The organism is Flavobacterium sp. PMTSA4 (assembly GCF_032098525.1).
In the GTDB taxonomy this organism is placed as follows: Bacteria; Bacteroidota; Bacteroidia; order Flavobacteriales; family Flavobacteriaceae; genus Flavobacterium; species Flavobacterium capsici.
The window spans coordinates 41503-67121 of the sequence record NZ_CP134890.1; the positions used below are offsets into that span (position 1 = coordinate 41503).

Here is a 25619-nt window from a genome sequence, read left to right on the forward strand (position 1 = left end):
AAAATGAGCAACATACAAAAAGTAACCGATGCGATTGTACAACAGGGAATGCTTCCGTTGTATTTCAATGCCGATGAAGAGGTAACCATTGAAGTTTTAAGAGCAATTTATAGAGCAGGAGTGAAAGCGGTTGAATATACTAGTCGAGGTGATGCTGCATTGAGTAACTTCACTAAAATGGTGGAAGTTAGAAATGCCGAAATGCCTGATTTATTATTAGGAATTGGAACCATTAAAAATCTGCAACAAGCTGAAGAATATTTTGCGGTTGGTGCTGATTTTTTCATTAGTCCAGGATTTGTGCCAGAAGTAGCAGCATTTTTAAATAGTAAAGAAGTTTTATATAGCCCAGGTTGTATGACTCCAACTGAAATTATTGCTGCAGAAAATGCTGGAGTAAAATTCATTAAATTATTTCCAGGAAATATGTTAGGGCCAGAATTCTTGAGCGGTATTAAAGATATTTTCCCGAAATTATTGTTCATGCCAACTGGAGGCGTTGATACTACAAGAGAAAATATTGAAGGTTGGTACAAAGCAGGAGTTTCAGCAGTTGGAATGGGAAGTAAATTAATCAGCAAACCATTAATGGCTGCAAAAGATTATGCAACCATTGAAGCAGAAACCAAAAAAGTTTTGGAATTAATCCAAACCATAAAATAAATAATAACATCAAGTAATTAGCAATAAAATGGAAAAATTAAACAGAAAAAGCCAAGGGTTAGAAAAGAAGTTTCCAATTAAAGTGGTACAATATGGTGAAGGTAATTTCTTAAGGGCTTTCGTTGATTACGCTTTTCAGAGACTGAATAATGAACTCGATTTCAACGCCGGTGTTGCGATGGTTCAGCCATTGGAAAACGGGATGATGAATATGATCAATGATCAGGACGGTTTGTATACCTTGTTTATGAACGGAATCAAGAAAGGAACTAAAATTCAGGATATTGAGCTGATTACGAATGTTGTTAAAGGAATTAATCCTTACAAAGAATATTCAGATTATCTTGATTTAGCCAAAGAGGAAGAGCTTCAATTCATCATTTCAAATACTACGGAAGCGGGTATCGAGTACATCGATACAGATACCTATAACATGCAGCCACCGGTAGCTTTTCCGGCAAGATTAACGGTACTATTGCACGAAAGATTCAAGCATTTTAATGGTGATGTCAGCAAAGGAGTTACTATTATTCCTTGTGAGTTGATCAATTATAATGCGGATACGTTAAAAGAAATTATTTTGAAGTATTGTGCTCTTTGGAGTTTAGATAATGCGTTTAAAAACTGGTTGTTGGAAAGCTGTTCATTCCATAATACTTTGGTTGACCGAATTGTCCCGGGATATCCGAGAAACGAAATAGAAGAGTACAACAGCAAGTTGAACTATCAGGATAATTTGATTGTTACGGCAGAGCCGTTCTTCCTTTGGGTAATTGAAGGTGGAGATGAGTTGAGAAAAAAATTGCCGTTTGACAAAACCGATTTGAATGTTAAGATTGTGGATGATATGCAACCGTTCAGAACCTTGAAAGTTCGTATTTTGAATGGAGCGCACACCGCTATGGTTCCGTTTTCATTATTGTACGGAAACGAAACGGTAATGCAAACGGTTGATGGTGATTTTACCGGTAAATTTGTAGACAGCATCATTTCGGAAATCAATGGGACATTACCCTTTGACAAAAGTGAAGTGTTGGCCTATTCGGATGAAGTAATGGACCGTTTTAGAAATCCATTTATTAAACATGCTTTATCAGATATTGCCTTGAATTCGATTTCAAAATTCAAAGTTCGTGTTTTGCCAAGTTTGTTACAATATTATAACGACCACAAACAGCTTCCGACCAATTTGACGTTTTCATTTGCTTGTTTAATTCAATTTTACAAAGGAACATGGAATGGAAATGCTTTGCCAATAAAAGATACTCCGGAAATTATAGAAGAATTTAATGCAGCTTGGCAATTAAAAGATTTGGAATTAGTGGTAAACCGAGTTTTGGCTAATGAAGAATTTTGGGGAGAAGATTTAACTAAAATTAATGGCTTGGTTCAGGATATTGTTTTGGCATTATCAGAAATCGAAAGCAATGGGGTTGAACAAGGCTATTTGAATTTCAACAAGCAATTTCAATCATAAAGAAATTAATCATGCAAAAGAAAGTATTAAAAGTAAACCCAGCCGATAATGTAATTGTGGCCTTGACCGATTTGGTTGGAGGTGAACAAATTACCTTTGAGGGAACTACAGTTGTTCCAACAACTGATGTTAAAGCCAAACATAAAATTGCAGAGACTGATTTTGCAATTGGTGATGATATTATCATGTATGGTGTTTTGGTGGGTAAAGCTGCACAATCTATAAAAAAAGGAGAAGTAATTACGACCGAAAATGTAAAACATAAAAGTGAAGAAGTTTTTGGAAAGAAAGCAAATTTAGGTTGGACTCCTCCCAATGTAGATCGTTGGAAAGACAAAACCTTTATGGGATTTCATCGTGCTGATGGACAAGTGGGAACCAAGAATGTTTGGTTGTTTTTTCCATTGGTTTTTTGTGAAAACAAAAACATTGAGAAACTAAAAGAGATTTTCGAAAACGAATTACTGCCTAAAAAAGATGTTTTGTATAAAAACTTATTGCGCTCTTTGATTGAAGAAAAAAGCGTCGAAGAAGTAGCAGAGAAAAATCCAAATGAAAATCTTTTAGATAATATCGAAGTAAAATTCATCAACCATCAAGGTGGTTGTGGTGGAATTCGACAAGATTCGGAGTTGTTAGCTAAACTGCTTGCAGGCTATGTGAACAATCCTAATGTTGCAGGGGCTACGGTTTTAAGTTTAGGATGTCAAAATTTGCAAATAGATATATTTAAAAAGGCTTTGAAGGAAATAAATCCTAATAGTGACAAAGAAATTTTGATCTATGAGCAACAACAAATCGGGACTACTGATCAAATGTTCCAAATGGTAATTAAAGATTCGTATGAAGCGATTAAAAGAGCCAACCAAATTCAACGTAAACCTGCACCGCTTTCAAAACTAAATATTGGTCTGGAATGTGGTGGTTCTGATGGATTTTCAGGAATATCAGCGAATCCTGCTTTAGGAGTAGTTTCAGATATTTTTGCTGCTCTAGGCGGGAAAACCATTTTGGCAGAATTTCCGGAATTATGTGGTGTTGAGCAAGAATTGATGGACCGATGTGTCGATGAAGAAAAAGCCAACAAGTTTTTAACTTTAATGAAAGCTTTTGAGAAATCGGTTGTAGATGCTGGTTCAGGATTTGATATGAATCCGTCACCCGGAAATATTAAAGACGGATTAATTACCGATGCGATGAAATCGGCCGGTGCAGCCAAAAAAGGAGGAACTTCTCCGGTTGTAGATGTTTTGGATTATGGTGAATACATTTCAAAACCTGGGCTAAATCTTTTGAATACGCCAGGAAATGACGCCGAATGTACTACTGGATTAGTAGGATCAGGAGCAACGGTTGTTTTATTTACTACTGGCTTAGGAAATCCGATGGGAAATCCGATTGCACCTGTTGTTAAAATCTCATCTAATTCGGCTTTAATTAACAGAATGTCTGATATTATTGATGTAAATGCTGGAACAGTAATTACCGGTGAGAAAACCATTGCCGAAGTAGGAGCAGAAATAGTAGATTACATCATAGAGTTAGCGAGCGGAAACATAGAAACAAAAGCAGACCAGTTGAAACAAGATGTGTTTATTCCTTGGAAAAGAGGAGTATCATTATAAAAACAAAAAAGAGTGAATTTTAATTCACTCTTTTTTTATTTTGATTCTTTAGAAGAAGATTTTCGAATAAGTAATTCAGCATTTAAAACTACCTTTTTCTCAATTTTTGAGTTTTTATCGGTATTATTTATTTGTTCCATAAATACTTGTGCGGCCACTTTACCCATTTCCATAGTGTTTTGATCAACAGAAGATATAGAAAGTTCCATAAATTCTGTAAAAGGTTCATTTCCAAAACCTACAACACAAAAATCTTCTGGAATTCTTATTCCTTGTGATTTTAATTCTTGAATAGCTCCAAGTGCAGCAAAATCACTGGCAGAGAATATTGCATCTGGCTTATCTTTCAATTTTAAAAGTTTTTTTACTGCCATTTTACCAGCTTCAACATTACTCTTTGTTTGAATAACATAGTCTTCTTTTAAATTAAGACCACTATCAATTAAAGCTTGCTTGTATCCGTTAAAACGATTTTCATAAATTTCTAATGAACGATCACCTGTGAAATAAGCAATTTTTGAAGAACCTTGTTCAATTAGATGTTTAGTTGCAGCATATGCTGCACCAAAGTCATTAATGGTAACTGAACTTACTCCATGAATATTTTTTTTCCTGTCAAAAAATATAACAGGAACTTTCTTTTCTAGAACTTTTTCAATTACTCTATCATTTTCAGAACTCATATTTGAAACTGACATTAATATTCCATCAACTTGAGTGTTTAATAGTGTATTTATATTTTCAATTTCTCTTTTTTCGTCTTCATGAGTTTGACAGATAATGACATTATATTTGTGTGGATATAACTCTTCTTCAATTCCTCTGATAATAGAAGCAAAAAAATTGCTATCAATACGTGGTACAATCACACCAATATTGTGGCTCTTACCACTTTTTAAAGCTTGAGCTAATTTGTTTTGCTTGTAATTCATTCTTGCAGCCGTTTCTATTACTAGCTTACAAGTACTTTCACTTATTTTTGGATTGTTATTAAGAGCTCTTGATACAGTTGCAGCAGATATATTTAATTCTTTTGCTATATCGTAAATGGTTGCTTTTGGACTCATTTTGAGTTTTTTGTTTTGGCTAAAATAATAAATTAATTCGAAAAATATAATTTATGTAATCGATTACTAAATTGTTTGAAAATTATGTTATTTTTTTGAATTTCAGGCAAATTAAATAAATTTTTATTTGATAATAAATCTACTCCAATTAACATTTATATAAAATAATTGCTATATTTTTGTATTAAACGTTTTTTTATACCTTTTTTTTTGGTAAAATTAAAATTAATAATTACGTTTGTGTAATCGATTGCATTAAGCGACTTCAGAAGCTGTTTTTGAAGTTTTACGTAAATTTAACTAAATGTTTCAACAGAATTTTTTTAGAATAATCATTATTTTTTTCACACTCAACGTGTTGTTTGTTTCATGCGCTACAAAAAAAGATAAATCTGAAGTTTCAGATGTTGATTGGAGTAAAATGTATCAGATTATAAATAATGTTAAAGAACCTGTTTTTAAGAATAAAGTTTATTTAGTTACAGATTTTGGTGCTGTTGCAGATGGAAGTTTTGATAATACATTAGTATTTAAAAAGGCAATTCAATCTTGCTCTCAAAATGGTGGAGGTATTGTTTCTGTTCCTTTTGGTAAATATTTTACGGGACCAATCCATTTAGAAGATAATGTTAATTTTCATTTAGAAGATGGAGCAGAGGTTTTGTTTAGCACAAATCCAAAAGATTATCCAATTGTTCATACTTCTTTTGAAGGTATGGAATTAATGAATTATTCTCCTTTGATATATGCTTACAATAAAAAGAATGTTGCAGTTACAGGTAAAGGAGTTTTAAATGGTCAGGCTAATGAAACTAATTGGTGGCCATGGAAGGGAAGTACTTCAGAAGGTAGTTTTTATGGTTTTAAAGAAGGTCAGCCTTCACAAAAGGACAAATTAAATTTACCTGCACTAATGGATATGGCTCAAACTGATGTTCCAGTTGAAAAAAGAGTTTTTGGTGAAGGACATTACTTGAGACCAAATTTTTTCGAACCATTTGGATGTACAAACGTTCTTATTAAAGATGTAAAAATAATAAATGCTCCATTTTGGGTTCTTCATCCTATGAAATCTACAAATGTAATTGTAGATGGTGTTACAGTTCAAAGTCATGGACCAAATAACGATGGTTGCGATCCTGAATATTCTAAAAATGTAATAATCAAAAATTGTATTTTTAATACTGGTGATGATTGTATTGCAATAAAAGCAGGAAGAGATAATGAAGGCAGAAAAGTTGGAATTAAAAGCGAAAATATAGTTGTCCAAAAATGTAAAATGATTGATGGTCATGGTGGAGTTGTTATTGGAAGTGAAATGTCTGCAGGAGTACAAAATGTCTTTGTTGAAGACTGTAAAATGGATAGCCCAAATTTAGATAGAGTAATCAGAATAAAATCAAATTCAAGAAGAGGCGGAACAGTTGATGGTGTTTATGTTAGAAATATTGAAGTTGGTCAAGTAAAAGAAGCGGTACTTAAGGTAAATATGTTTTATGCCATTTACGGAGATCAAACTGGAAATTTTATTCCTAAAGTGAAAAATATTTTCTTAGAAAATATCACTGTAAAGAATGGTGGAAAATATGGTGTTTGGGCAAAAGGTTATGAAAGCGATCCGATTGAAAACATCATTTTAAAGGATGTTATTATAGAAAAAGTAGAAAATAAATACCTACTTGAAAATGTCAAAAACATTCAATTTATAAATACAAAAATCAATGGGACTTTAGTTGAAAGTCCAAATAATTAACTAAATCAATAACCAAATAATAATTATGAGTATCAAATGTTTGTATAACAAAGGAGCAAAATTCAATTTTGCTATTACTATTTTACTAGTATTGTTTATGAGTTCAAAAAGCATGGCTCAGAACGGTACTTCTGTAAGTGGAGTTGTTTTAGACTCCAATGGAATGAGCCTACCTGGGGTAAATGTTGTTGAAGTAGGGTCAAAAAATTCTGCAAGTACTGATTTAGACGGTAAGTTTAAAATCAATGTAGCAGGACAAAAAAGTGTTTTGGAGTTTTCGTATATTGGATATACAACTCAATCTGTAACTGTTGGAAAACAAACTAATATTAGTATCATTCTTAAAGACGCAACTTCAAAACTTGATGAAGTAGTAGTTATAGGGTACGGAACAGCACGTAAGTCTGATTTAACAGGTTCTATAACTTCTATTTCTGGTGAGGATTTGAAAAAATTATCGATGCCAAGTGTAGCTGAGGCTTTAACAGGTCGTTTAGCTGGTGTTCAGGTAACATCAACAGAAGGTTCTCCAGATGCCGATATTAAAATTAGAGTTCGTGGTGGAGGTTCATTAACACAGGATAGTTCTCCGTTAATTATAGTTGATGGTTTCCCTGTAGGTAGCATGAGTGATATATCTCCTTCTGATATTGCTTCGATTACTGTATTAAAAGATGCTTCTTCAACTGCAATTTATGGTTCAAGAGGTGCTAATGGTGTAATTATAATTACAACCAAAAGTGGAAATGATGGTAAGATATCTGTAAGCTATAATAATTTTATTGGATTTAAAAAACTAGCAAATTCTATCGATGTATTGCCAGTTCAAGATTTTGTAAAATGGCAATACGAGTATGCTTTATTATATAATGATCAGCCTTCATTTGATGATGTTTTTGGAACTTGGGATAATGTTAGTCAATATAATGGAGCAAAAGGAACTAATTGGCAAAAAGAAATTTACGGAAAAACGGGTACAGTTCAAAATCATGATTTGGGAATTCGTGGAGGAAGTGATAAACTAAGTTATAGTTTTAATTATACAAGATATAATGAAAAAACAATAATGGTTGGTTCTGACTTTAAGAGAGATAATATTTCATTTAATTTAAAGAATAAAGCGAGTGATAAAGTTGATTTAGCGTTTACAGCTCGTTATTCAGATACTGAAATTAATGGTAGTGGAGCAAATGAACAAAATGAAATTTCTTCTGCTGATGCAAGATTAAGGCATAGTGTTGGATATTCTCCAATTCCACTTCCAGGTATTACAACTGATGATACAGATGAAGCACTTTCTAGTTATTTAATAAACCCTTTTGTGGCTGTAGATGATAATCAAAGACTTCAAAAAAGAAAGAATCTTAATATGTTAGGTAGTTTCTCTTGGAAATTGGCCAAAAATCTAAAATTGAAATCTGATTTTGGTTTTGATAATTATAGTTATTTAGATTACCGTTTTTATGGTCGTTCTACTTATTATGTTAGAAATATACCATCGGCTGAAAATCAAGGATTACCTTCATTAGTAATTAATGATCGTAAAGACTCAAGATTTAGAAATGCTAACACTTTAAATTATGATTTCAAAAATATAGTAAGTGAAAATCATAACCTTACTTTACTTTTAGGTGAAGAAATGTTAAACTTTAAAAGAGAAACAGAAACTAGTGCTATTCACGGGTATCCAAAGTTATTCGATATTAGTGATGCTATTAATTTGTCATCTTTAGGTCTTCCGCAGTATATTAATAATTTTAAAGATCCAGAAGATAAATTATTGTCTTTCTTTGGTCGTGCTCATTATGATTATAAAAATCGTTATTTATTGGATGCTACTTTCCGTGCAGATGGTTCAAGTAAGTTTTTAGGAGATAATAAATGGGGTTACTTTCCTTCTGCTGCAGCTGCTTGGAAAATTTCTAAAGAAGATTTTCTAAAAGACGTTAAATGGTTAAGTGAATTAAAACTTAGAGCAAGTTATGGTCAAGCAGGTAATAATAATATTCCAACAGGACAAACTATTCAAACATTCCAATCTAGTAATTCTGCATGGATAAATAATGTAGATAGTTACTTAGCTGCTACAAAAATAATGGCAAATCCTGATTTGAAATGGGAAACTACAATAACTCAAAATATTGGTCTTGATTTTGATTTATTCAAAGGGAAATTTACTGGAACTTTTGAGTTGTATAAAAATTTAACTAATGATTTGTTAGTGAGATTTTTGACTCCAGGGACAGGTTATGATTACCAGTATAGAAACATGGGGCAAATTCAAAACACAGGTTTAGAAGCATCTGCTAATTTAGTAGTGTTAGATAAAGAAAATTACGGTTTGAGTTTATCTTTTAATATTGGTATGAATAGAAATAGAATTAATTCTCTCGGATTAATGAATGATTTCGGTGAATCAACAAACTGGGCTTCTTCTGCAATCGGAAACGATTTTCTAGTTAATGTTGGTGGGACAATTGGTCAAATGTATGGTTATGTTAGCGATGGCAGATACGAGGTTTCTGATTTTGATTTTAATAATGGTATTTATACTTTAAAATCAGGTGTTGTAAGTAATTCAACAGTAATTGGCAATGTTGTACCTGGATCTATGAAGTTAAAAGACATTAATGGTGATGATATTGTTGATATAAACGACAGAAAAGTAATTGGAAATGCAAATCCAGCAAGTACTGGAGGTTTTGTAATAAATGCAAACGCTTATGGTTTTGATTTATCAGCTGCTTTCAACTGGAGTTATGGAAATGATGTTTACAATGCTAATAAAATAGAATTCAACACAGCAGTTTCTAATAATGGTACAGGACAATATAGAAATTTAACTACAGATATGGCTGATGGTGTTAGGTGGACAAATCTTAATCCAACTACTGGTTTAATAGTCACTGATCCAACTGAATTAACAGCTTTAAATGCTAATACATCTATGTGGTCACCTTATATGCAACGATATGTTTTTAGTGATTGGGCTATAGAAGATGGTTCTTTCTTAAGACTTAATACTTTAACTTTAGGTTATTCATTACCAAAATCTGTAATATCTAAAATTGGAATCTCAAAATTAAGATTTTATGGTACAGCTAATAATGTATTTATAATTACAAATTATTCAGGTCTTGATCCTGAAGTTTCTACAAGAAGAAACACACCGTTAACACCAGGCGTTGATTATTCGCCTTACCCACGTAGTAGACAATTCGTTTTTGGGCTAAATCTTAGCTTTTAATAAATAAAAATTTTTAATATGAAAAAAATAGTAATAATTTCAGGAATCCTAATAGGTGGTCTTTTGGCATCATGCAATGACTATCTAGAAGCACCTTCTGTATCAAGTTTGGATGAACAAGTTATTTTCTCAAGTCCTGGTTTAGCAAAAAGTGCAGTTGATGGAATTAAAATCCCTTTTGGAGAAACAGATTCTTATAGAGGTCGTTTTTTACCTTGGTATGGAATGAATACAGATTCAGAATGGTATAACTCTTCTGAGTCTACATCTAGCGACAATGCTGATTTATGTACATATGATGCTAAGCCTAATAATAGCCAAATGAACAAAAATATTAACGCTTGGGCTATGATGTATTCTGGTATTGAAAGAGCTAATTTATGTATTAGAGGTTTAAGAACTTATGGTAATCCAACTCCAGGATCAGAATTAGGTTATTTATTAGGAGAAGCTTTAACTTTAAGAGCTGTGTATTACACAGATTTATTAAGAGCTTGGGGCGATGTGCCTGCAAGATTTGAGCCAATAGTTAACGAAACAGTTTATATACCAAAATCTAGCAGAGATGTGATTTACAAACAACTTATTGCTGATTTAGGTGAAGCTGCAACTCTTGTGCCTTGGCCAAATGGTAGTGCTGCAACTTCTGATGTAGAAAGAATTAATAAAGCATTTGTAAAAGGACTTCGTGCTCGTTTAGCAATGTATGCAAGTGGTTTTCAACAATATCCTGATGGTATAAGAAGAAGCAATGATCCTGAGCTTTCAGTTGAATTAATGTATAATTTAGCTTTAAATGAATGTAAAGATGTTATTTTAAGTGGGACTGCCCATTTAGAATCTTCTTTTGAAACTTTCTGGAGAAATTATAATAAAGAAATAACAACTGCTGGAGGTGAATCACTTTGGGAAATTCCTTTTGGAGACGGACGAGGCAGAATGTTATTTACTTTTGCAGTGAGACATACTACACCAGATCAATTTCATAGCAATGGTTCAAATAGAGGTGGACAAGCCGGACCACTTCCACATATTTTTTATGATTATGATGTTGCTGATACCAGAAGAAATGTTACTTGTGTGCCATATCTTTGGGGTGCAGCAGTAAATGGAATTGCAAAACAACAGTTAGGGTCAATAAATAGATGGTATTTTGGTAAATACAGATATGAGTGGATGACTCGTTTTGTTACTTCTACCAATGATGATGGAGTAAATAAAATTTACATGCGTTATGCCGAAATTTTATTGATGGCTGCAGAAGCTGCTAACGAATTAGAAGGACCTGCAGCAGCAGCACCATATTTAAAACAAATTAGAAATAGAGCTTTCCCAGCTGCTTTACAACCTGTAAAAGTTGAAGGTTATGTTAACGCATTAACTACAAAACAAGCCATGTTTAATGCTATTGTTGAAGAACATAAGTTTGAGTTTACTGGTGAAATGGAACGTAAAATGGCATTAATTCGTTGGAATTTATTAGGCACTAATTTAGCAGACGCTAAAGCAAAAATGGTTCGTTTACAACAACGTACAGGCGAATATGCAGATGTTCCTTCAACTTTATATTACAAGTATAATGCAGATAATATAACATTAAATGTTTACGGATTAAATCATGGTGAAACTAGTGATCCAGGTGCAGGGTATACTTCTGTAAGTTGGACTAATTTAACTGATGCCAAAATTAATGGTTTATGGAGACCAAATCAAAATCCTGACAATAGACAGTTTTGGCCAATTTGGCAAGTATTTTTAGATTCAAGTAATGGTTTATTAGTGAACGATTATAATTATTAATGATTAAAATTCAAGTAATATGATTTTTACAAACTATATCTGTAATGGCTTGTTAGATTATACTACTGAACTTTCAAAATTTAGAATATAATTTGGTTTTTTTAAAAGGGGCATGTTTTTAAATGTGTCTCTTTTTTATTTTTTAAAACCTATATAAAGTTTTATTTCACAAATGTTTTTCATTTTTGAGATAGATATGCAAACAAAAGTTATGAGAAAAAGAAAATCTTTTCCTAAAGTTAAAATCTTCTTTATGATGATTGTATTTTTTGTTGGATTTACGACCAATAGTCAGAATGAACAAGATTTTAAAATTTCATCAAAATTAAAATGGTCGGAAAGAATGGCTTTGTCCATTATGAAACGAAATCTTGAGGCTTATCAAATTGATGGGCAAAAAGAACCAAAATGGGATTACGTGCATGGTTTGGTTTTAACTTCGTTTGAAAAATTATGCAACAAAACAAAGAATCAAAAATATTACGATTATATAAAAGGTTATGCAGATGCATGTATTGATAATGATGGAACTATAAAATCATACAAGTTTGAAAGTTATAACATTGACATGGTTACAGCAGGTAGAATACTTTTTAATTTATACGATACTACTAAAGATTCCAGATATTTGAAAGTCATCAATTTATTGAGAAAGCAATTGCAAGAACAACCTCGAACACAAAGCGGAGGATTTTGGCATAAAAAAATATATCCTAATCAAATGTGGCTCGATGGTTTATATATGGGAGAACCATTTTATGCTGAATATACCTTGCGTTTTGAAAAAGGTGCTAGTTTTGATGATATCGCTAAACAATTTGAACTTATTCAAGCTCATGCTACCGACAAAAAAACAGGTTTGTTATATCATGGTTGGGATGAAAGCAAAGAAATGCCTTGGGCAGATAAAGAAACAGGTTGCTCACCAAATTTTTGGTCAAGATCTATCGGATGGTACATGATGGCATTAGTAGATGTATTAGATTATTTTCCAAAAGAACATCCAAAACGAAAAGAATTGATAACTTATTTAAATAACATTTCAAATAGCTTGGCAAAATTTCAGGATAAATCTGGACTTTGGTATCAAGTTACCGACAAAGGCGGAAGCGAAGGTAATTATCTAGAATCTTCGGGTTCATCAATGTTTGCCTATGCAATGGCAAAAGGCGCAAACAAAGGTTATTTACCAAAAAAGTTTAAAAAAGTAGCTTGTAAAGCTTTCAAAGGATTAACATCTCAACTTATAAAAGTGGATGATGATGGCGAAATAACTATCACTCAAGCTTGTGCTGTTGCTGGATTAGGTGGAAAACCATATCGTGACGGTTCGTATTCTTATTACATCAATGAAAGAAAAAAAGATAACGACCCAAAAGCAACTGGTCCTTTTATACTTGCTGCTTTAGAATTAAATAAATAGCCATTTTAATAATCTTTTAAACTAAAAATTAAGTAGTTAATGAAATTATGAAAATATATAAATTACTTTTTATTTTATTTTTTGTACAATCATTTTTTGCAGTTAATGCTCAAGTGCATAATAAAAAGTGGAGAAATATAATCGAATCAGATGATAAAGTTTGGTTTGCTTCTCCAGAAGCTGCTACTATAGCTGACAACGTTTTGTTATATCAGCGTAATATTGGTGGTTGGCCAAAAAATATTCAAATGCAAAATTCGCTTTCTGATAAAGAAAAGCAAGAACTGTTAGAATTAAAATCCGATCCAAACGGATGTACAACCGATAATGGTGCAACATGTCAGGAGATGATTTTTTTGGCAAAAGTTTACAAACAGCAACCAAATGAAAAGTATAAAGATTCTTTTCTGAAAGGATTGAATTTTTTGCTGGCTGCTCAATATGAAAATGGTGGATGGCCACAATTTTATCCTTTGGAAAAAGGATATTATACACATGTGACTTACAACGATGATTCAATGGTTAATATTCTTGAAATTTTCAAAGAAATCAAGGATAAATCATGTTTTATGACCATTAAGTTTTCTTCAGAAATAGTGAGTAAAATTAAAACTGCTTTTGATAAAGGAATTGATTGTATTTTAAAAACGCAGTACAAACAAGATGGGGTATTAACCAGTTGGTGTGCACAATATGATGAAACTACTCTAGAGCCAGCCAAAGCTAGAGCTTACGAATTACCGTCATTAAGTGGAAAAGAATCGGCTAAAATTGTATCGCTTTTAATGTCAATTAAAAATCCCTCTAAGGAAATTATCAATGCTGTTGAAAGTGCAATAGCTTGGTTTGAGAAAACTAAAATTACAGGAATAAAAATTGAAAGTATTCAAAACAGTGATGGAAAAAAAGATAGAATAGTTGTTAAGGATACAAATGCAGAACCACTTTGGGCTCGGTTCATGGAATTAGATACTAACAAACCTTTTTTCTGTGACCGAGATGGGATTAAAAAAGAAACATTAGCAGAAATTGGATACGAGAGAAGAAACGGATATGCATGGTATACCAATGAACCTCAAGATGTTTTGAAGAAATATCAAAAATGGAAAAATAAATTAAAATAATATAATTTCAAATCTATTATTATGAAAGCAAAATTACAAGTAATGGTTTTAATGATGTTGCTTTTAGTAACATCTTCGGTAAAAGCTCAGGACACTGATGTTTGGGATTTTGGAGGAGTTCAATTGGATACAAATGTATACAACAACCAATTGAACGAAACGGTCATCAATTCATGGTATGATGGTTCAATTACACCAGGAACTTCAGGAATTAGTTTTCCAGTAAGTTTTACTGTTGGTTCTTTATCTTGGGTTGGAAATGCAGGTGATAGACTTCGAACTGTCAACACAAATTTGACAAGATATGATGCTAATGTTGCAAGTGTAACTACTTATAATGGTAGAGTATATTGTAATGGTACACCTAATTTATCGGGTGGTGTTCCTACCAATAGATATATGAGAATGGTTCTTAATGAAGACGATGAAGTTACGGTAATATGTAGAACGGATGCCGCTGGTGCTTTTAATTTTGTTGATGAAAATAATCCAGGAGTACAGTCAGATGTATTGGATGTTACTTTTGCTAGTGGCGCAGTTACCGAAGCAAAATTTGTTGCCAAAAATGCGAGTAGTTTTAAATTATATTCTGCTAACGGAAAAGCTAGTTTTTATAGAATACTTAGAAAACCAGCAATCTATACCGCAGTTTCTGGAACTATCGATTTGACTCAAGCTGCAGGGATTCCTAGTAATTATGCTGTAGTGTTTACTAATGCTGCTGGTAAATCTTGGACTTCTACTATGAATATGGATGGAACTTATAATGTAAACTTACCGATAGGATATACTTATACAATTAGTTTAGTAAATGCCAATGGATACATTATAACTAATGGTACGACTTTAGATTTAACTCCTGTTACCACGCCAACTTTCATACACGATATTACTATTCTTCAAGTTAATTTATACCAAGTAACGGGTAATGTATCTGGTTTGGGTACTGCTATCTCTAATTTAAGTTTAACTTATGCTACTACTCCTGCTACGGTTTACACACCAACTCCAACAGTAAATACTGCTAATGCTACCTATGCTGTAAACCTTGAAGCTAATATAAATTACACTATTACCGCTAATGGTGTTAATGACTATGATTTGACCACGAATACAATTACTATTCCTGCGTCTAACATAACATCAGATTTAGCGTTTACTCTAAAACCTGTATATAATGTAACTATTAATACTACTGGCTTAACTACTACACAAGAAAATAGCTTACAACTAACATTTACTAATCTGAATGAAAGCGGATATGTTTATAATTTTACGGATATCAATAGTGTTGCATTGCGTAACGGAACGTATTCAGTTACCGCTAGCGGATTGAGTGCTTATCCTGTTCAATTGGCTTTGACTTCTAATTTAGAGGTTAATGGTGTAGCAACTTCTAAAACGTTAAACTTTGTACCGGTAACGGTTTGGCCATTTAATGACCAGGTTATTACAACTGCAAATTCATCCTATAAAGGATTGCTTTTCACAGGTAATATTTCTAATTCAGTTTCTCAAGGTCATTTAATTGGTCAACCAGGAGGAACGATTCAAGTTCCTGTAAATGCTGGCGATAAAGTAAAATTTACTTATTATTATTCGGCTAATTTCTCAATTGAAGGTGGAGCAACAAATACAACTGTTAACTCTACCGGAACTACTTCAACTACTGATTATGTTGAGTATACCTATGCAGGTTCATCGGCTGGTTTTGTTAATGTTGCCGTTGGTGGAACAACTTATTTTACTCAAATTGAAATAGGAGGAAGCATTCCTTATAGTCCAGTTATCACTGTTGGAGTTGATAAAGATTATCAAACTATCAATGCCGCTTTAACTGCTGTAGGTAACATGATCAGAACCAATACCGACAGAGTTACTATCATGATTGACCCAGGAAACTACGAAGAAATGTTATCCATCAATCAACCATTAGTTACTTTAAAAAATGCAGCTACAACTCCAAGCACTGCCTTGACAAACGCTGGAGTTGATATTGATGCAAATGCAGTTAGAATTACTTCTTATTATGGTCATGGTTATACTTATTATAGTATGTCTTCAGACCAAAAATGGCATGCAGATGTGTTGGCAGTAAATATTGCCAATGGTTATCCTTCGTATCAAAATGTAGGTGCAGGAACAACTAATAATTCATACTGGAATGCAACTGTAGTAGTTGGTGCTGATGGTTTTGAAGCAGAAGGAATTATTTTTGAAAATTCATTCAATCAATATATTTCTAACAAAGAAGCTCAGGATGTAGTAGTAGCTTGGTCATCAGGAAGTCCAGGCGTTCGTCCAACTAATGCTGGAAATACAATTGTTCAAAACAAAACGTATGTAGAAAGAGCAGCAGCTATTGCTATTAAAAATAATGTTCAAAAAGTAATTTTGAATAAATGTAGAGTAGTAGGTCGTCAGGATTCATTCTTTGGTGGTGTTGGTTCAAGAGTAGCTGTTTACAAAGGAGACATGATGGGTGCTGTTGATTATATTTTTGGAGGAATGGATGTCGTATTCTACAAATCAAACTTGAGTATGAACATTAGCGATGCTTCTAATGATTTGTGCTACATCACAGCAGCACAACAAAGCTCTGGTAGAGGTTATTTGATGTATGAATGTACCGTTACTTCTGCACAACCAGGTGTTGAAACCGCTTCAACCTATCGTGCAAAACCGGGCTATTTTGGTCGTCCTTGGCAAGCTAATACAAGCGAAGTTGTTTTTTACAATACCACTATTGAAACTTCTAACGCACCAGGATTTATAGACAATTCTTTAATCATGCCGTTAGGTTGGTTAAACACTTTAGGCGGAACTTCAAGTGGAATGTATGAATATGGTACTACCGAAGTTTCAGGAGTAAATAACGGGCCAAGTCGCGCACCGTGGGCAACCTATTTAACCAATCCTATTTTGAATGATGGCACACCAATTTCTACTTTTAATTTTACAAAAGGTAATGATGATTGGGATCCATTTCCTGCGCTTATAGCTAATGATCCTTTGGGAAACATTGATTTTAATCCAAGCACAACGGTTAAAGTTATTGCTTATAAAGATACGGTAGCCGTTACTAACGTTCAGTCGAATACTGAAGTTGCGGTATATTCAATTAATGGTGCTCTAGTAAAAAGCGTTCAAACTTCAGTAGATACTAATTTCAACTTACCATCAGGTTTGTGGATAGTGGTTGTTAAAGCTGTTGATGGACAAAAAGCATTTAAAATAGTTACTTTTTAATGGTGTTTCGAAAATAAATTAAAAACCTTTAAAGAAAGTTTGTAATGGTAGTCATTAGAAAAAAATTAAATATTTTTTCTTTAGTGAAACAGAAATTGCTGAAGCATAAATCTGATTATTATAATCAATTATTAACAAAATATCTAAATGAATTATAGTAATACTAAAAAAAAAATGTATTATTTTTGTAGTATAGAAAATTATTGTACTTTTATGCAATCGATTACATGTTGTAAAAGAGTATAAAAAACAATTAACGATAATACAAAAAAACAATTTATTATGAAAACAAAATTACTTTCTTTATTACTAACAGTAATGCTTTATACGGGTGTTACTAACGCTCAAACCGTTTGGGATTTTGGAAATGACACTACTAACTGGCCTTTAGATGCAACTGGTGTTGCAGGTAACGTTGTTAGAAGTAACTTAGGAATTTATATGGGTGTTACTTCTTCAAGTAATATTGGTATAGTTGAAAATAGTCCAAAAGTTTTTCCTGATGGGTACAGTGGTACAAATCGATTTAAATTTAATGGCGCTGGTTTTTCATCAACCCCTGGTTTTGTTCCAATGCCAACACAACGTTATATTTATTTTGCGACGGCTGGTAATTGTACTGTAAAAATTTGGTTTAGAACAGGTGGAAGTGGTACTAGAACATTATATGTAACAGATGGTACAAATGTAGTTGGATCTTTTGCAGGAACTGACTCAGCTCAAGGTTATTATTTTGAATCTGTTTATACTGGTCCAGCAACTAATCTTTACATTTATGGAGACCAATCGAATAATCTTTACAAAGTTGAGGTTGTGGGTACTTTAGCTACTACTACTTTATCAAGCAGCGAATTCCAAGCATCAACTGTAAACGTGTTTTCTAACGGTAAACAAATTAATGTTGCTAATGTAGCTTTTGCTACTCAAGTTAATGTTTACAGCATTACAGGTGCTTTAGTAAAATCAATCAATACAAGTGCTGATGTTACTATTAATGATTTAACTGCTGGTTTCTACATTGTAAATGTAAAATCTGCTGAAGGTCAAAAATCAGTGAAAGTAGTAGTTAGATAATACTTTGAAAAGATTCATACTTAAAAATTGATTTATTTTTAGTTAGAAATAGAATTATTTTTAGACAGCAGTGAGAAATCCTCACTGCTGTTTTTTTTGCCTATGATTGGATAAAAAAAACTTTCAACAAGATTAGTTGTATTAGTGAAAAGTATTTTTTGGCTGTCTTTTTTTAGATTTTATCCATCTTTAAGTAAAATAACGCCAGCTAAAATTATTTTTTACCCTTCATTATTCTAATTATTGCTGTCTTTATTTAAAATAAAGCAATCTTTATGTTGAATAAAGCTGTCTTTAAATAAAGTTTTGCTGGGTAAAATTAAAATAGCTGTGGGTGTTATCTATATTTTACCCAGCAAAAATTTTAATAAGAGTTGTTGATTTTAGAGAAAAACTAAATTTTTTTTATCTCTCAATACTATTTTGTACAATTTTACGTTATAAGAAAAGATGCATATAATGTTATTCTAACCTAAAAACCAATAAATTAAATGAAACACTAATTACTAAGCTACATTTTCTTTTGAAAAACAAATTAATTCTTAATTCAGAAGATTTGATGCCTAATGATTATTTAACTTATTGTTTCATTTAATTTGTATATCTATGGCTGGGACTATCATTCCTTCTTCTAACAATGAATTATTAGCTTGGGCTACCAATTACAAAACTAAAATTCCAGAATTTGTTGCTTTGTTAAACATGACGACTGAGCAAGTGGCAGAAGAAATTAGTTGGTGTAATGAATTCATTACTTCCATTTTTGAGGTTACTGCTCAAAAAAGCACCTACAAAAGTATTTTGAGCAAAAGAAATAACACCATAAAACAGGTTAAAAACAAATTCCAAAAAAGGATAGCACAACACAAAACCAGCGCAGGTTATACTAAGGCAGTGGGTGACGCAATGGGTATAGTTGTATCGAAGAAGGTATTTGATGAGAACACTTATAAAACTAGTTTAAGTGTGAGTATGAATGGAAATAAAGTTGCCATTCGGTTTAGAAAGTTAGGCGTACAAGGAATCAATATTTATTACCGAAAAGAATCAAGTGATGCATGGCATTTATTAAGTAGAGCAACCAAAAGTCCTTTTGAATTTACAGCTAAAATTGAAAATCCAAGGCAACCCGAACTCTGGGATTTTATGGCATTTGGTGTTATAAATGATAAAGAAATTGGCTTGGCAATCGATATCACTGATTTTATGATTGGTAGTCCGGTTGGTTAAAATAAAAAAGCCTTCTCAGAAATGAGAAGGCTTTTAAAACTATTTTTAAACAAACCAATATGAAATTATCTTTTGATAATTTTTCTATCTATAATACCTTGATTGGTATATACTTTAACAAAGTAAGTACCAGTATTTAAATCGCTCATGTCAATAGTTCTAATGTCACCATTAGCATTTTTAACTAATTGACCCAGAAGATTGTAAACCGCTACTTTTTCAATACTACTAGAATTAGAAGTAGTAATGTTTAATTCATTAGTTACAGGATTAGGATATAAAGTCAGTTTCGGACTATTGTTAATTTCTCCAACACCTAAAGCGGTATATTCTGTTTTGATATAAAATAAGTTTGCAACACTTCCTTTAGTGATAGCATGCGCACCAGCTGGCACAGAAGGTATAATTACTACTCCATTTGAAGCCGTATATGAAACATTATCAAGTTTAATTGTTCCGCTAAACGTTGGGTCAAACACTAATGTTAAAGTAGAAACATCAGGTGTGGTATAACTAACATTAGTAGCTGATTCTACTTTCATACGAGCTGTAAGTGTCAATCCATCGTAAGTAGTTGAACCAGCAGTAGAATTCATGTTACAACTTGTAAACGTGTAGAATGTACTGTTTAAAGTTTGTAAAGTAAAATTATGAATTTCATCACCATTAGGAACATTTGTAGTTGCAATAGTTCCAGAACCAGAAACAGGTGTTCCAGTTGGTCCACTGGTTGTAACTGTAAAAGTAACATCGCCAGTTGGAGTACCAGAAACAGTAACGGTTCTAGCAGTCATGTCTTTAACAAAGTCAATTCCATTTGATGGTAAACCTGTAACGGTTACATCAGTAGCAGTTCCTCCCCAAGTGAAAACCATGTCTGTCATTGCACCGCTTAAAACGGTTTGGTCGTTATTATTTGGGATTATCAAAGTTTGAGAACTTGTAGTTGATGGTGCATCACCTTGAATAGAAACAATACCAGATGAATAGTTGTTTAATAAAGCAGCTAATCCTGTATTTACAGTAGAAGAAGGATCGTCAACAGCATTGTTAAATGTCCAGCTGATATCTCCACCACCAACACGACCAGAAAAAGCAATAACTTTATCTTTAGCTACTGTTGGGTCATCAACAACCAATGAATTTACATATAAAGTAGGATTGGTGTCAAAGTTATTATAAGAAGTTCCACCAAGTAAAGCAGTAATAGAACTTGGAACGGTTTGACTTCTAGTGGTTACTTCGTAAGCATCAAACTGCACAGGATAATTAGTTGCATCATAAGGTACATATCTTGTTTGACCACTCATCACGTTGTTGAAAGCTTTAATGATACCTCCTTCTTCACCAGAAAAAGTTCCCACGGAGCCATTATAGATGTCAGTTCCTTGTTGAGAAATCAACATTGGATATTTACAATTTCTAAAATAATTACCTTCTAAGAAAAGAGAAGAAGCCATTGTAGAACCTGCACCATATTTAGAATTTCCATCAAAATAATTGTTGTATACGTGAGCAGAATATGTACGAACACGAGGATGACGCGAATCAGAATGGTCATACCAGTTGTGGTGATAAGTAGCATATAAACCAGGTCCGCTCTCGCTTAAGCCCAATAAGTTTGATTTACCTGTATCCCAGAAGTGATTGTAGGACATAGTTACGTAAGTTGATCTTTTGCAATCTAAAGCGCCATCGCCTTTTGCTTGGTCGGCATCGCCACCAGCTGCACCATAAAACATATCACAATTGTGAACCCAAATATGGTCGTTGTCTTGTTGTAAACCAACATTATCACCTTCGCTGGCATTTGTTAACATGAAGCCAAGGTTTCTAATTTCAATATTAGAACCTTTCTTAACACGAACTCCCCAACCATTTACAAGAGCATCTGAACCTACGCCTTCAAAAGTAATAGAGCTGTTAATATTATTTTTGTTTTCAATAACAATGTCTCCATTCAACATATAGTTTAAATCAGTGATGTTACCAATTAATCTAACGGATAATGGACGAGTATCAAGCCCTTTTTTGAATCCATCTAAAATGGTTTGCAAACCCACGCAAGGATTAACAGTAGCACCAGTAACATTCATAGAAACGGTGTTCTTGTTATTTTGAGTAATGTATAAAACTACAGCGTTCGCTTTTAATGTACCATTAAGATTGTAAGCACCAGGAATTCTTCCGCCTTCAAAAGCAAAACCGTTTCTATCGTGAGCGGAAACAGTAATATTATTAGAAACACTTGGAGTTCCTTCAACTCCACCCGTAACAGGAACAACTTTAATAGTATAGGTTCCAGGAGCAAGCCCTAAAACATCAGCACGATAGTAGCTTCCGTAGTTACGAATTAGTTGCGTATCAATAATTTGATTTGTGAAAGTACCGCCAGTATAATATACATTATAACTGTCTGCACCAGCTACAGGTTCCCATTTAACATAAGCACATTCCATCCAACCAGAAGATTGTATTATTACAGGTTGAGCCCATAAGTTAATTGAGGCAAACATGATTGTAACATAAAATAAGATTCTTTTCATAGTTTTTTTAATTGTTAAAAGTTTTATCGTTTTTCTTGCTGGTTTGGGTTTTGTGCAATCGATTGCGCAAAAGTATAATTCTTTTTCTATTAGGCAAATAAAATTTCAAAAGAGATGTGTTAAAATACTAATTATTATAGATTTAAATTATAAATAATATAATTTTCAGTGTTTTTTTTACAGAATATGAATATTTTTGTTTTTAAATTGCTTTACATTACAAAGTTATAACTTTAATTATTATAAATGTTTGATTTAGTCATGCTTTAACAAATTTAGGTTTCAAGACCTTTGGCAAAGTATTTGTTTTTATTTCATAATTTAGGATAACTTTAAGTTTTATTTTTTTGTAGAGTAGTCATTAATAATTACGTTTGTGTAATCGATTGCATTTTTGCAATCTGATTTAGAACAGTTATGAAGCATTTATTTCTTGTTTTTTTCTCTTTATCAACTTTTGTATTGTTCTCTCAAATTCAAAAAGATACTTCATATACAGTTATTAGTACTTTTAAAAAAGAAATTAAAAAATTCCCTTTTATTAAGATAGTTAATAGTGTAGAGGATATTAGTGTTACTAAAAAAGAAAACATTATTTATAAAAAAACGGGAGAAACAAAACTTCATTTAGATGCTTTTTTTAAAAATGATGAAAAGAATTTACCTGCTGTTGTCATTATACATGGTGGTGGATGGAGTTCGGGAGACAAAAAGCAGATGCATACAACGGCAAATGCAATTTCAGCAAAAGGATATGCATGTTTTTGTGTGGAATACAGATTAAGTGATGAGGCTAAATTTCCAGCATCTATTAACGATGTAAAAGACGCCATAAAATATATTAAAGCCAATGCTATTTCTTATAATGTTAATGCTACAAAGGTTGCTGTTTTAGGCTGTTCATCAGGTGGGCAAATGGCTGCTTTAGTAGCTACAACTAATGGTAAGAAAGAATTTGAAGAGAAAAGTAGTTTAAAGCAAAGTTCAGATGTTCAGGCAATAATTGATATGGATGGTATCCTTGCTTTCCATCATCCAGAGTCAAAGGAAGCTGCTTCTGCATCAAAATGGTTGGGCGGAACTTATGAAGAAAAAAAGGAGATTTGGGAAAATGCATCGACTTTAACGCATACGGATAAAAACACCCCGCCGATTTTATTCATTAACAGTAGTCAGCCTAGATTTCATGCTGGCAGAGACGATATGATTGCTATTCTTAATAAATTTGGCATTTATAATGAAGTAAAAGAATTCCCGAGTTCACCTCATTCTTTTTGGTTTTTTGAACCTTGGTTTGATGATATGATTAACGTTACAACACAATTTTTAGATAAAATATTTAAACAGAAATAACATAACATGAAAACATTAAAAATAGTTTTAGCACTACTGATAGTAAGCCAATTTAGTGTAAATGCTCAAGAGAAAAAAAAGTCCAAAAAGAATCAGACTTATGCTGAGCTATCCATTAAAGAAGGCGGAAAATGGAACGGACGAAAATATGAAGGAGGAACATTTAAAAATGTTACCAGTTTGAAAGTACCAAAATCGCACTGGGACCATTCTTTTTTTATTCGTTACGAAGGACCAGGTTGGGAATCGAGCAAAATTGGTTATCGATTGTATCTTGACTGGAGAAATTGTATTGACCTTTTTGGTAAAGTAACCGATACTATGGTTTTGTCAAAAGTAGGTTTAGACGGTTTTGAGTCTTATCACCATATGAGTCCATGGGGAATGGATATTCTTAAGGCAGGAAAAGGATTAGGAGTTGGAGCAATCGGAAGATATTCGGGTAAAGAAGTGTTGCATTTCCAAGAAGTTGATTCCACTTTTGCCAAAGTTGAAAATGATAAAAAATGTTCAACAGTAACCGTAAATTATGATGGTTGGAAAACAGCTAATGATAAAATAAATTTTGAATCAAAACTATCCATTAAGCCAAATGAACGAATTACTAAACACACAATAAAAGCTTCAAATGAAATTGATGGTATTTGTACAGGAATTGTAAGTTTTAAAAATGCACCATTAGTAAAAAAGGAAAGCAGTAATAAAAAATGGGCTTATATTGCAACTTATGGAGAACAATCTTTAGTGCCAGATAATTTGGGTATGGCGATTTTTTATGAAGTTGCCTCTGTTGAAAAACAAACAGAAGGTGAATACGACCATTTGTTGCTATTTAAACCAACAACAAAACCTGTAACTTTTTATTTTCTTGGCGCTTGGGAGCAAGAAAAAGATGGAATTAAATCGGAATCTGAATTTTATAAATATCTTGACAACAAGTTAAATGAATTAAATAGTAAAAATAAAATCTAATTTGAATAAATTGTAATGCGAAAAGTTATTGCCGTTATTTTATTTCTTCTAACTTCACAAGCATGGTTAAATTGCCAAACTCTTGGTAAAGATGCTTTTTATAAAACGGTTGCACAAGATGGCACAGGCGATTATACAACTATTCAAGCAGCTATTAATGATTCAAAATCGTTTCCATATCAAAGAATAACGATTTATATTAAAAATGGAAATTATCATGAAAAAGTAAAAGTTCATGAGTGGAATAATAACATTTCGCTCATTGGCGAAAGCAAAGAAAATACCATTATTACTTTTGACGATTATTTCAATAAAGTTAATTTAGGCATTAACAGCACTTTCTACACCTATACTTTATTGGTTGAAGCAAATGATGTTCTACTAAAAAATTTAACAATAGAAAATTCTTCAGGCGAAGTTGGGCAAGCCGTTGCATTGTCGGTCTTTTCAGATGGAGTAGCCGTTATCAATTGCCGTATTCTGGGTAATCAGGATACATTGTATGCTTCCGGAAAAGGAAAGCAATATTATAAAGATTGTTATATAGAAGGCACAACCGATTATATTTTTGGAAGTGCCACAGCATATTTTGAAAATTGTGAAATTCATTCCAAAAAAGATTCTTATGTCACTGCAGCTTCTACACCTCAAGGAACAGAATTTGGATATGTTTTTAAAAATTGCAATTTGACAGCAAATGATGGTACTTCCCAAGTTTATTTAGGAAGACCATGGCGTATTTATGCTAAAACGGTTTTTATCGAATGTAAGCTTGGAAAACATATCTCACCGGTTGGTTGGCACAATTGGTCAAAACCTGATGCTGAAATTAATGCCTTTTATGCCGAATATAACTGTTCTGGAGAAGGATTTTCTCCAAAAGCCAGAGTAAGTTGGTCACATCAATTAAGTAAAGCAGAAGCCAAAAAATACACAATCAAAACTATTTTAGGAGAGAAGTTTTTGAAAAATATTCAAGAATGGAACTCCGATTTAAAATGATATAAATACTAAAT

Annotated in this window: 16 protein-coding genes; 14 read left to right on the forward strand and 2 right to left on the reverse strand. The window is 32.6% G+C overall.

Features of this window, described 5'->3' with window-relative positions; genetic code table 11:
• The first annotated feature begins 3 nt into the window (after nucleotides 1–3).
• From RN605_RS00215 to RN605_RS00225, 3 genes are read left to right on the forward strand one after another with little or no spacing between them, the layout of a single operon-like run.
• Entirely contained in the window at nucleotides 4–663 is a 660-nt protein-coding gene (locus tag RN605_RS00215) for a beta/alpha barrel domain-containing protein (RefSeq protein ID WP_313321390.1), read from the forward strand.
• 28 nt (nucleotides 664–691) lie between these two features.
• Nucleotides 692–2140 carry a tagaturonate reductase gene (locus tag RN605_RS00220; protein ID WP_313321391.1) on the forward strand — a complete coding sequence of 483 codons (1449 nt, stop codon included), beginning with the start codon at nucleotides 692–694 and terminating at the stop codon, nucleotides 2138–2140.
• Between the two features lie 11 nt (nucleotides 2141–2151).
• The gene (locus tag RN605_RS00225) at nucleotides 2152–3765 is read left to right on the forward strand and encodes a UxaA family hydrolase (protein ID WP_313321392.1); all 1614 of its coding nucleotides are present in this window, start codon (nucleotides 2152–2154) and stop codon (nucleotides 3763–3765) included.
• A 35-nt stretch (nucleotides 3766–3800) separates the two neighbouring features.
• On the opposite strand, the gene RN605_RS00230 is transcribed toward RN605_RS00225, so the two are convergent.
• Entirely contained in the window at nucleotides 3801–4832 is a 1032-nt protein-coding gene (locus tag RN605_RS00230; RefSeq protein WP_313321393.1) for a LacI family DNA-binding transcriptional regulator, read from the reverse strand.
• A 304-nt stretch (nucleotides 4833–5136) separates the two neighbouring features.
• Here RN605_RS00230 and RN605_RS00235 point away from each other — a divergent pair, with 304 nt between their 5' ends.
• The 8 genes from RN605_RS00235 to RN605_RS00270 all read left to right on the forward strand — a co-directional run bounded on the left by RN605_RS00235 (nucleotide 5137) and on the right by RN605_RS00270 (nucleotide 19732).
• Entirely contained in the window at nucleotides 5137–6585 is a 1449-nt protein-coding gene (locus RN605_RS00235) for a glycoside hydrolase family 28 protein (RefSeq protein ID WP_313321394.1), read from the forward strand.
• Between the two features lie 25 nt (nucleotides 6586–6610).
• The gene (locus RN605_RS00240; RefSeq protein WP_313321395.1) at nucleotides 6611–9832 is read left to right on the forward strand and encodes a SusC/RagA family TonB-linked outer membrane protein; all 3222 of its coding nucleotides are present in this window, start codon (nucleotides 6611–6613) and stop codon (nucleotides 9830–9832) included.
• An 18-nt stretch (nucleotides 9833–9850) separates the two neighbouring features.
• Nucleotides 9851–11632: a RagB/SusD family nutrient uptake outer membrane protein gene (locus tag RN605_RS00245; protein ID WP_313321396.1), complete on the forward strand. Its 1782-nt coding sequence runs from the start codon at nucleotides 9851–9853 to the stop codon at nucleotides 11630–11632.
• Between the two features lie 253 nt (nucleotides 11633–11885).
• Nucleotides 11886–13055: a glycoside hydrolase family 88/105 protein gene (locus RN605_RS00250; protein WP_313321397.1), complete on the forward strand. Its 1170-nt coding sequence runs from the start codon at nucleotides 11886–11888 to the stop codon at nucleotides 13053–13055.
• A gap of 47 nt (nucleotides 13056–13102) precedes the next feature.
• The gene (pelA, locus tag RN605_RS00255) at nucleotides 13103–14179 is read left to right on the forward strand and encodes a pectate lyase (RefSeq protein ID WP_313321398.1); all 1077 of its coding nucleotides are present in this window, start codon (nucleotides 13103–13105) and stop codon (nucleotides 14177–14179) included.
• A gap of 21 nt (nucleotides 14180–14200) precedes the next feature.
• Nucleotides 14201–17428, forward strand: coding sequence for a hypothetical protein (locus RN605_RS00260; RefSeq protein ID WP_313321399.1), 3228 nt, complete (start codon nucleotides 14201–14203; stop codon nucleotides 17426–17428).
• A gap of 282 nt (nucleotides 17429–17710) precedes the next feature.
• Complete coding sequence (locus RN605_RS00265) at nucleotides 17711–18502, forward strand: T9SS type A sorting domain-containing protein (RefSeq protein ID WP_313321400.1); 792 nt, start codon at nucleotides 17711–17713, stop codon at nucleotides 18500–18502.
• Nucleotides 18503–19108: 606 nt separating this feature from the next.
• On the forward strand, nucleotides 19109–19732 hold the full coding sequence (locus RN605_RS00270) for a hypothetical protein (RefSeq protein ID WP_313321402.1): 624 nt from the start codon (nucleotides 19109–19111) through the stop codon (nucleotides 19730–19732).
• A 65-nt stretch (nucleotides 19733–19797) separates the two neighbouring features.
• Here the strand turns inward: RN605_RS00270 and RN605_RS00275 are convergent, their stop codons facing one another.
• Nucleotides 19798–22278 (reverse strand): pectate lyase family protein, encoded by a 2481-nt coding sequence (locus tag RN605_RS00275; protein WP_313321403.1) that lies wholly within the window; start codon nucleotides 22276–22278, stop codon nucleotides 19798–19800.
• Between the two features lie 417 nt (nucleotides 22279–22695).
• Here RN605_RS00275 and RN605_RS00280 point away from each other — a divergent pair, with 417 nt between their 5' ends.
• The 3 genes from RN605_RS00280 to RN605_RS00290 are packed head-to-tail and all read left to right on the forward strand — an operon-like array spanning nucleotide 22696 to nucleotide 25605.
• On the forward strand, nucleotides 22696–23631 hold the full coding sequence (locus RN605_RS00280; RefSeq protein WP_313321404.1) for an alpha/beta hydrolase: 936 nt from the start codon (nucleotides 22696–22698) through the stop codon (nucleotides 23629–23631).
• A 6-nt stretch (nucleotides 23632–23637) separates the two neighbouring features.
• Entirely contained in the window at nucleotides 23638–24603 is a 966-nt protein-coding gene (locus RN605_RS00285; RefSeq protein ID WP_313321405.1) for a DUF4861 family protein, read from the forward strand.
• Between the two features lie 15 nt (nucleotides 24604–24618).
• Nucleotides 24619–25605: a pectinesterase family protein gene (locus RN605_RS00290; protein WP_313321406.1), complete on the forward strand. Its 987-nt coding sequence runs from the start codon at nucleotides 24619–24621 to the stop codon at nucleotides 25603–25605.
• Nucleotides 25606–25619 lie beyond the last annotated feature (14 nt).

Bases quoted from the DNA above. Each gene is read 5' to 3' on its own strand.
- RN605_RS00275 (WP_313321403.1), bottom strand. From the start codon at position 22,278: ATGAAAAGAATCTTATTTTATGTTACAATCATGTTTGCCTCAATTAAC.
- RN605_RS00260 (WP_313321399.1), top strand. From the start codon at position 14,201: ATGAAAGCAAAATTACAAGTAATGGTTTTAATGATGTTGCTTTTAGTA.
- RN605_RS00280 (WP_313321404.1), top strand. From the start codon at position 22,696: ATGAAGCATTTATTTCTTGTTTTTTTCTCTTTATCAACTTTTGTATTG.
- RN605_RS00215 (WP_313321390.1), top strand. From the start codon at position 4: ATGAGCAACATACAAAAAGTAACCGATGCGATTGTACAACAGGGAATG.
- RN605_RS00285 (WP_313321405.1), top strand. From the start codon at position 23,638: ATGAAAACATTAAAAATAGTTTTAGCACTACTGATAGTAAGCCAATTT.
- RN605_RS00225 (WP_313321392.1), top strand. From the start codon at position 2,152: ATGCAAAAGAAAGTATTAAAAGTAAACCCAGCCGATAATGTAATTGTG.
- RN605_RS00250 (WP_313321397.1), top strand. From the start codon at position 11,886: ATGATGATTGTATTTTTTGTTGGATTTACGACCAATAGTCAGAATGAA.
- RN605_RS00230 (WP_313321393.1), bottom strand. From the start codon at position 4,832: ATGAGTCCAAAAGCAACCATTTACGATATAGCAAAAGAATTAAATATA.
- RN605_RS00265 (WP_313321400.1), top strand. From the start codon at position 17,711: ATGAAAACAAAATTACTTTCTTTATTACTAACAGTAATGCTTTATACG.
- pelA (WP_313321398.1), top strand. From the start codon at position 13,103: ATGAAAATATATAAATTACTTTTTATTTTATTTTTTGTACAATCATTT.
- RN605_RS00245 (WP_313321396.1), top strand. From the start codon at position 9,851: ATGAAAAAAATAGTAATAATTTCAGGAATCCTAATAGGTGGTCTTTTG.
- RN605_RS00235 (WP_313321394.1), top strand. From the start codon at position 5,137: ATGTTTCAACAGAATTTTTTTAGAATAATCATTATTTTTTTCACACTC.
- RN605_RS00240 (WP_313321395.1), top strand. From the start codon at position 6,611: ATGAGTATCAAATGTTTGTATAACAAAGGAGCAAAATTCAATTTTGCT.
- RN605_RS00220 (WP_313321391.1), top strand. From the start codon at position 692: ATGGAAAAATTAAACAGAAAAAGCCAAGGGTTAGAAAAGAAGTTTCCA.
- RN605_RS00290 (WP_313321406.1), top strand. From the start codon at position 24,619: ATGCGAAAAGTTATTGCCGTTATTTTATTTCTTCTAACTTCACAAGCA.
- RN605_RS00270 (WP_313321402.1), top strand. From the start codon at position 19,109: ATGGCTGGGACTATCATTCCTTCTTCTAACAATGAATTATTAGCTTGG.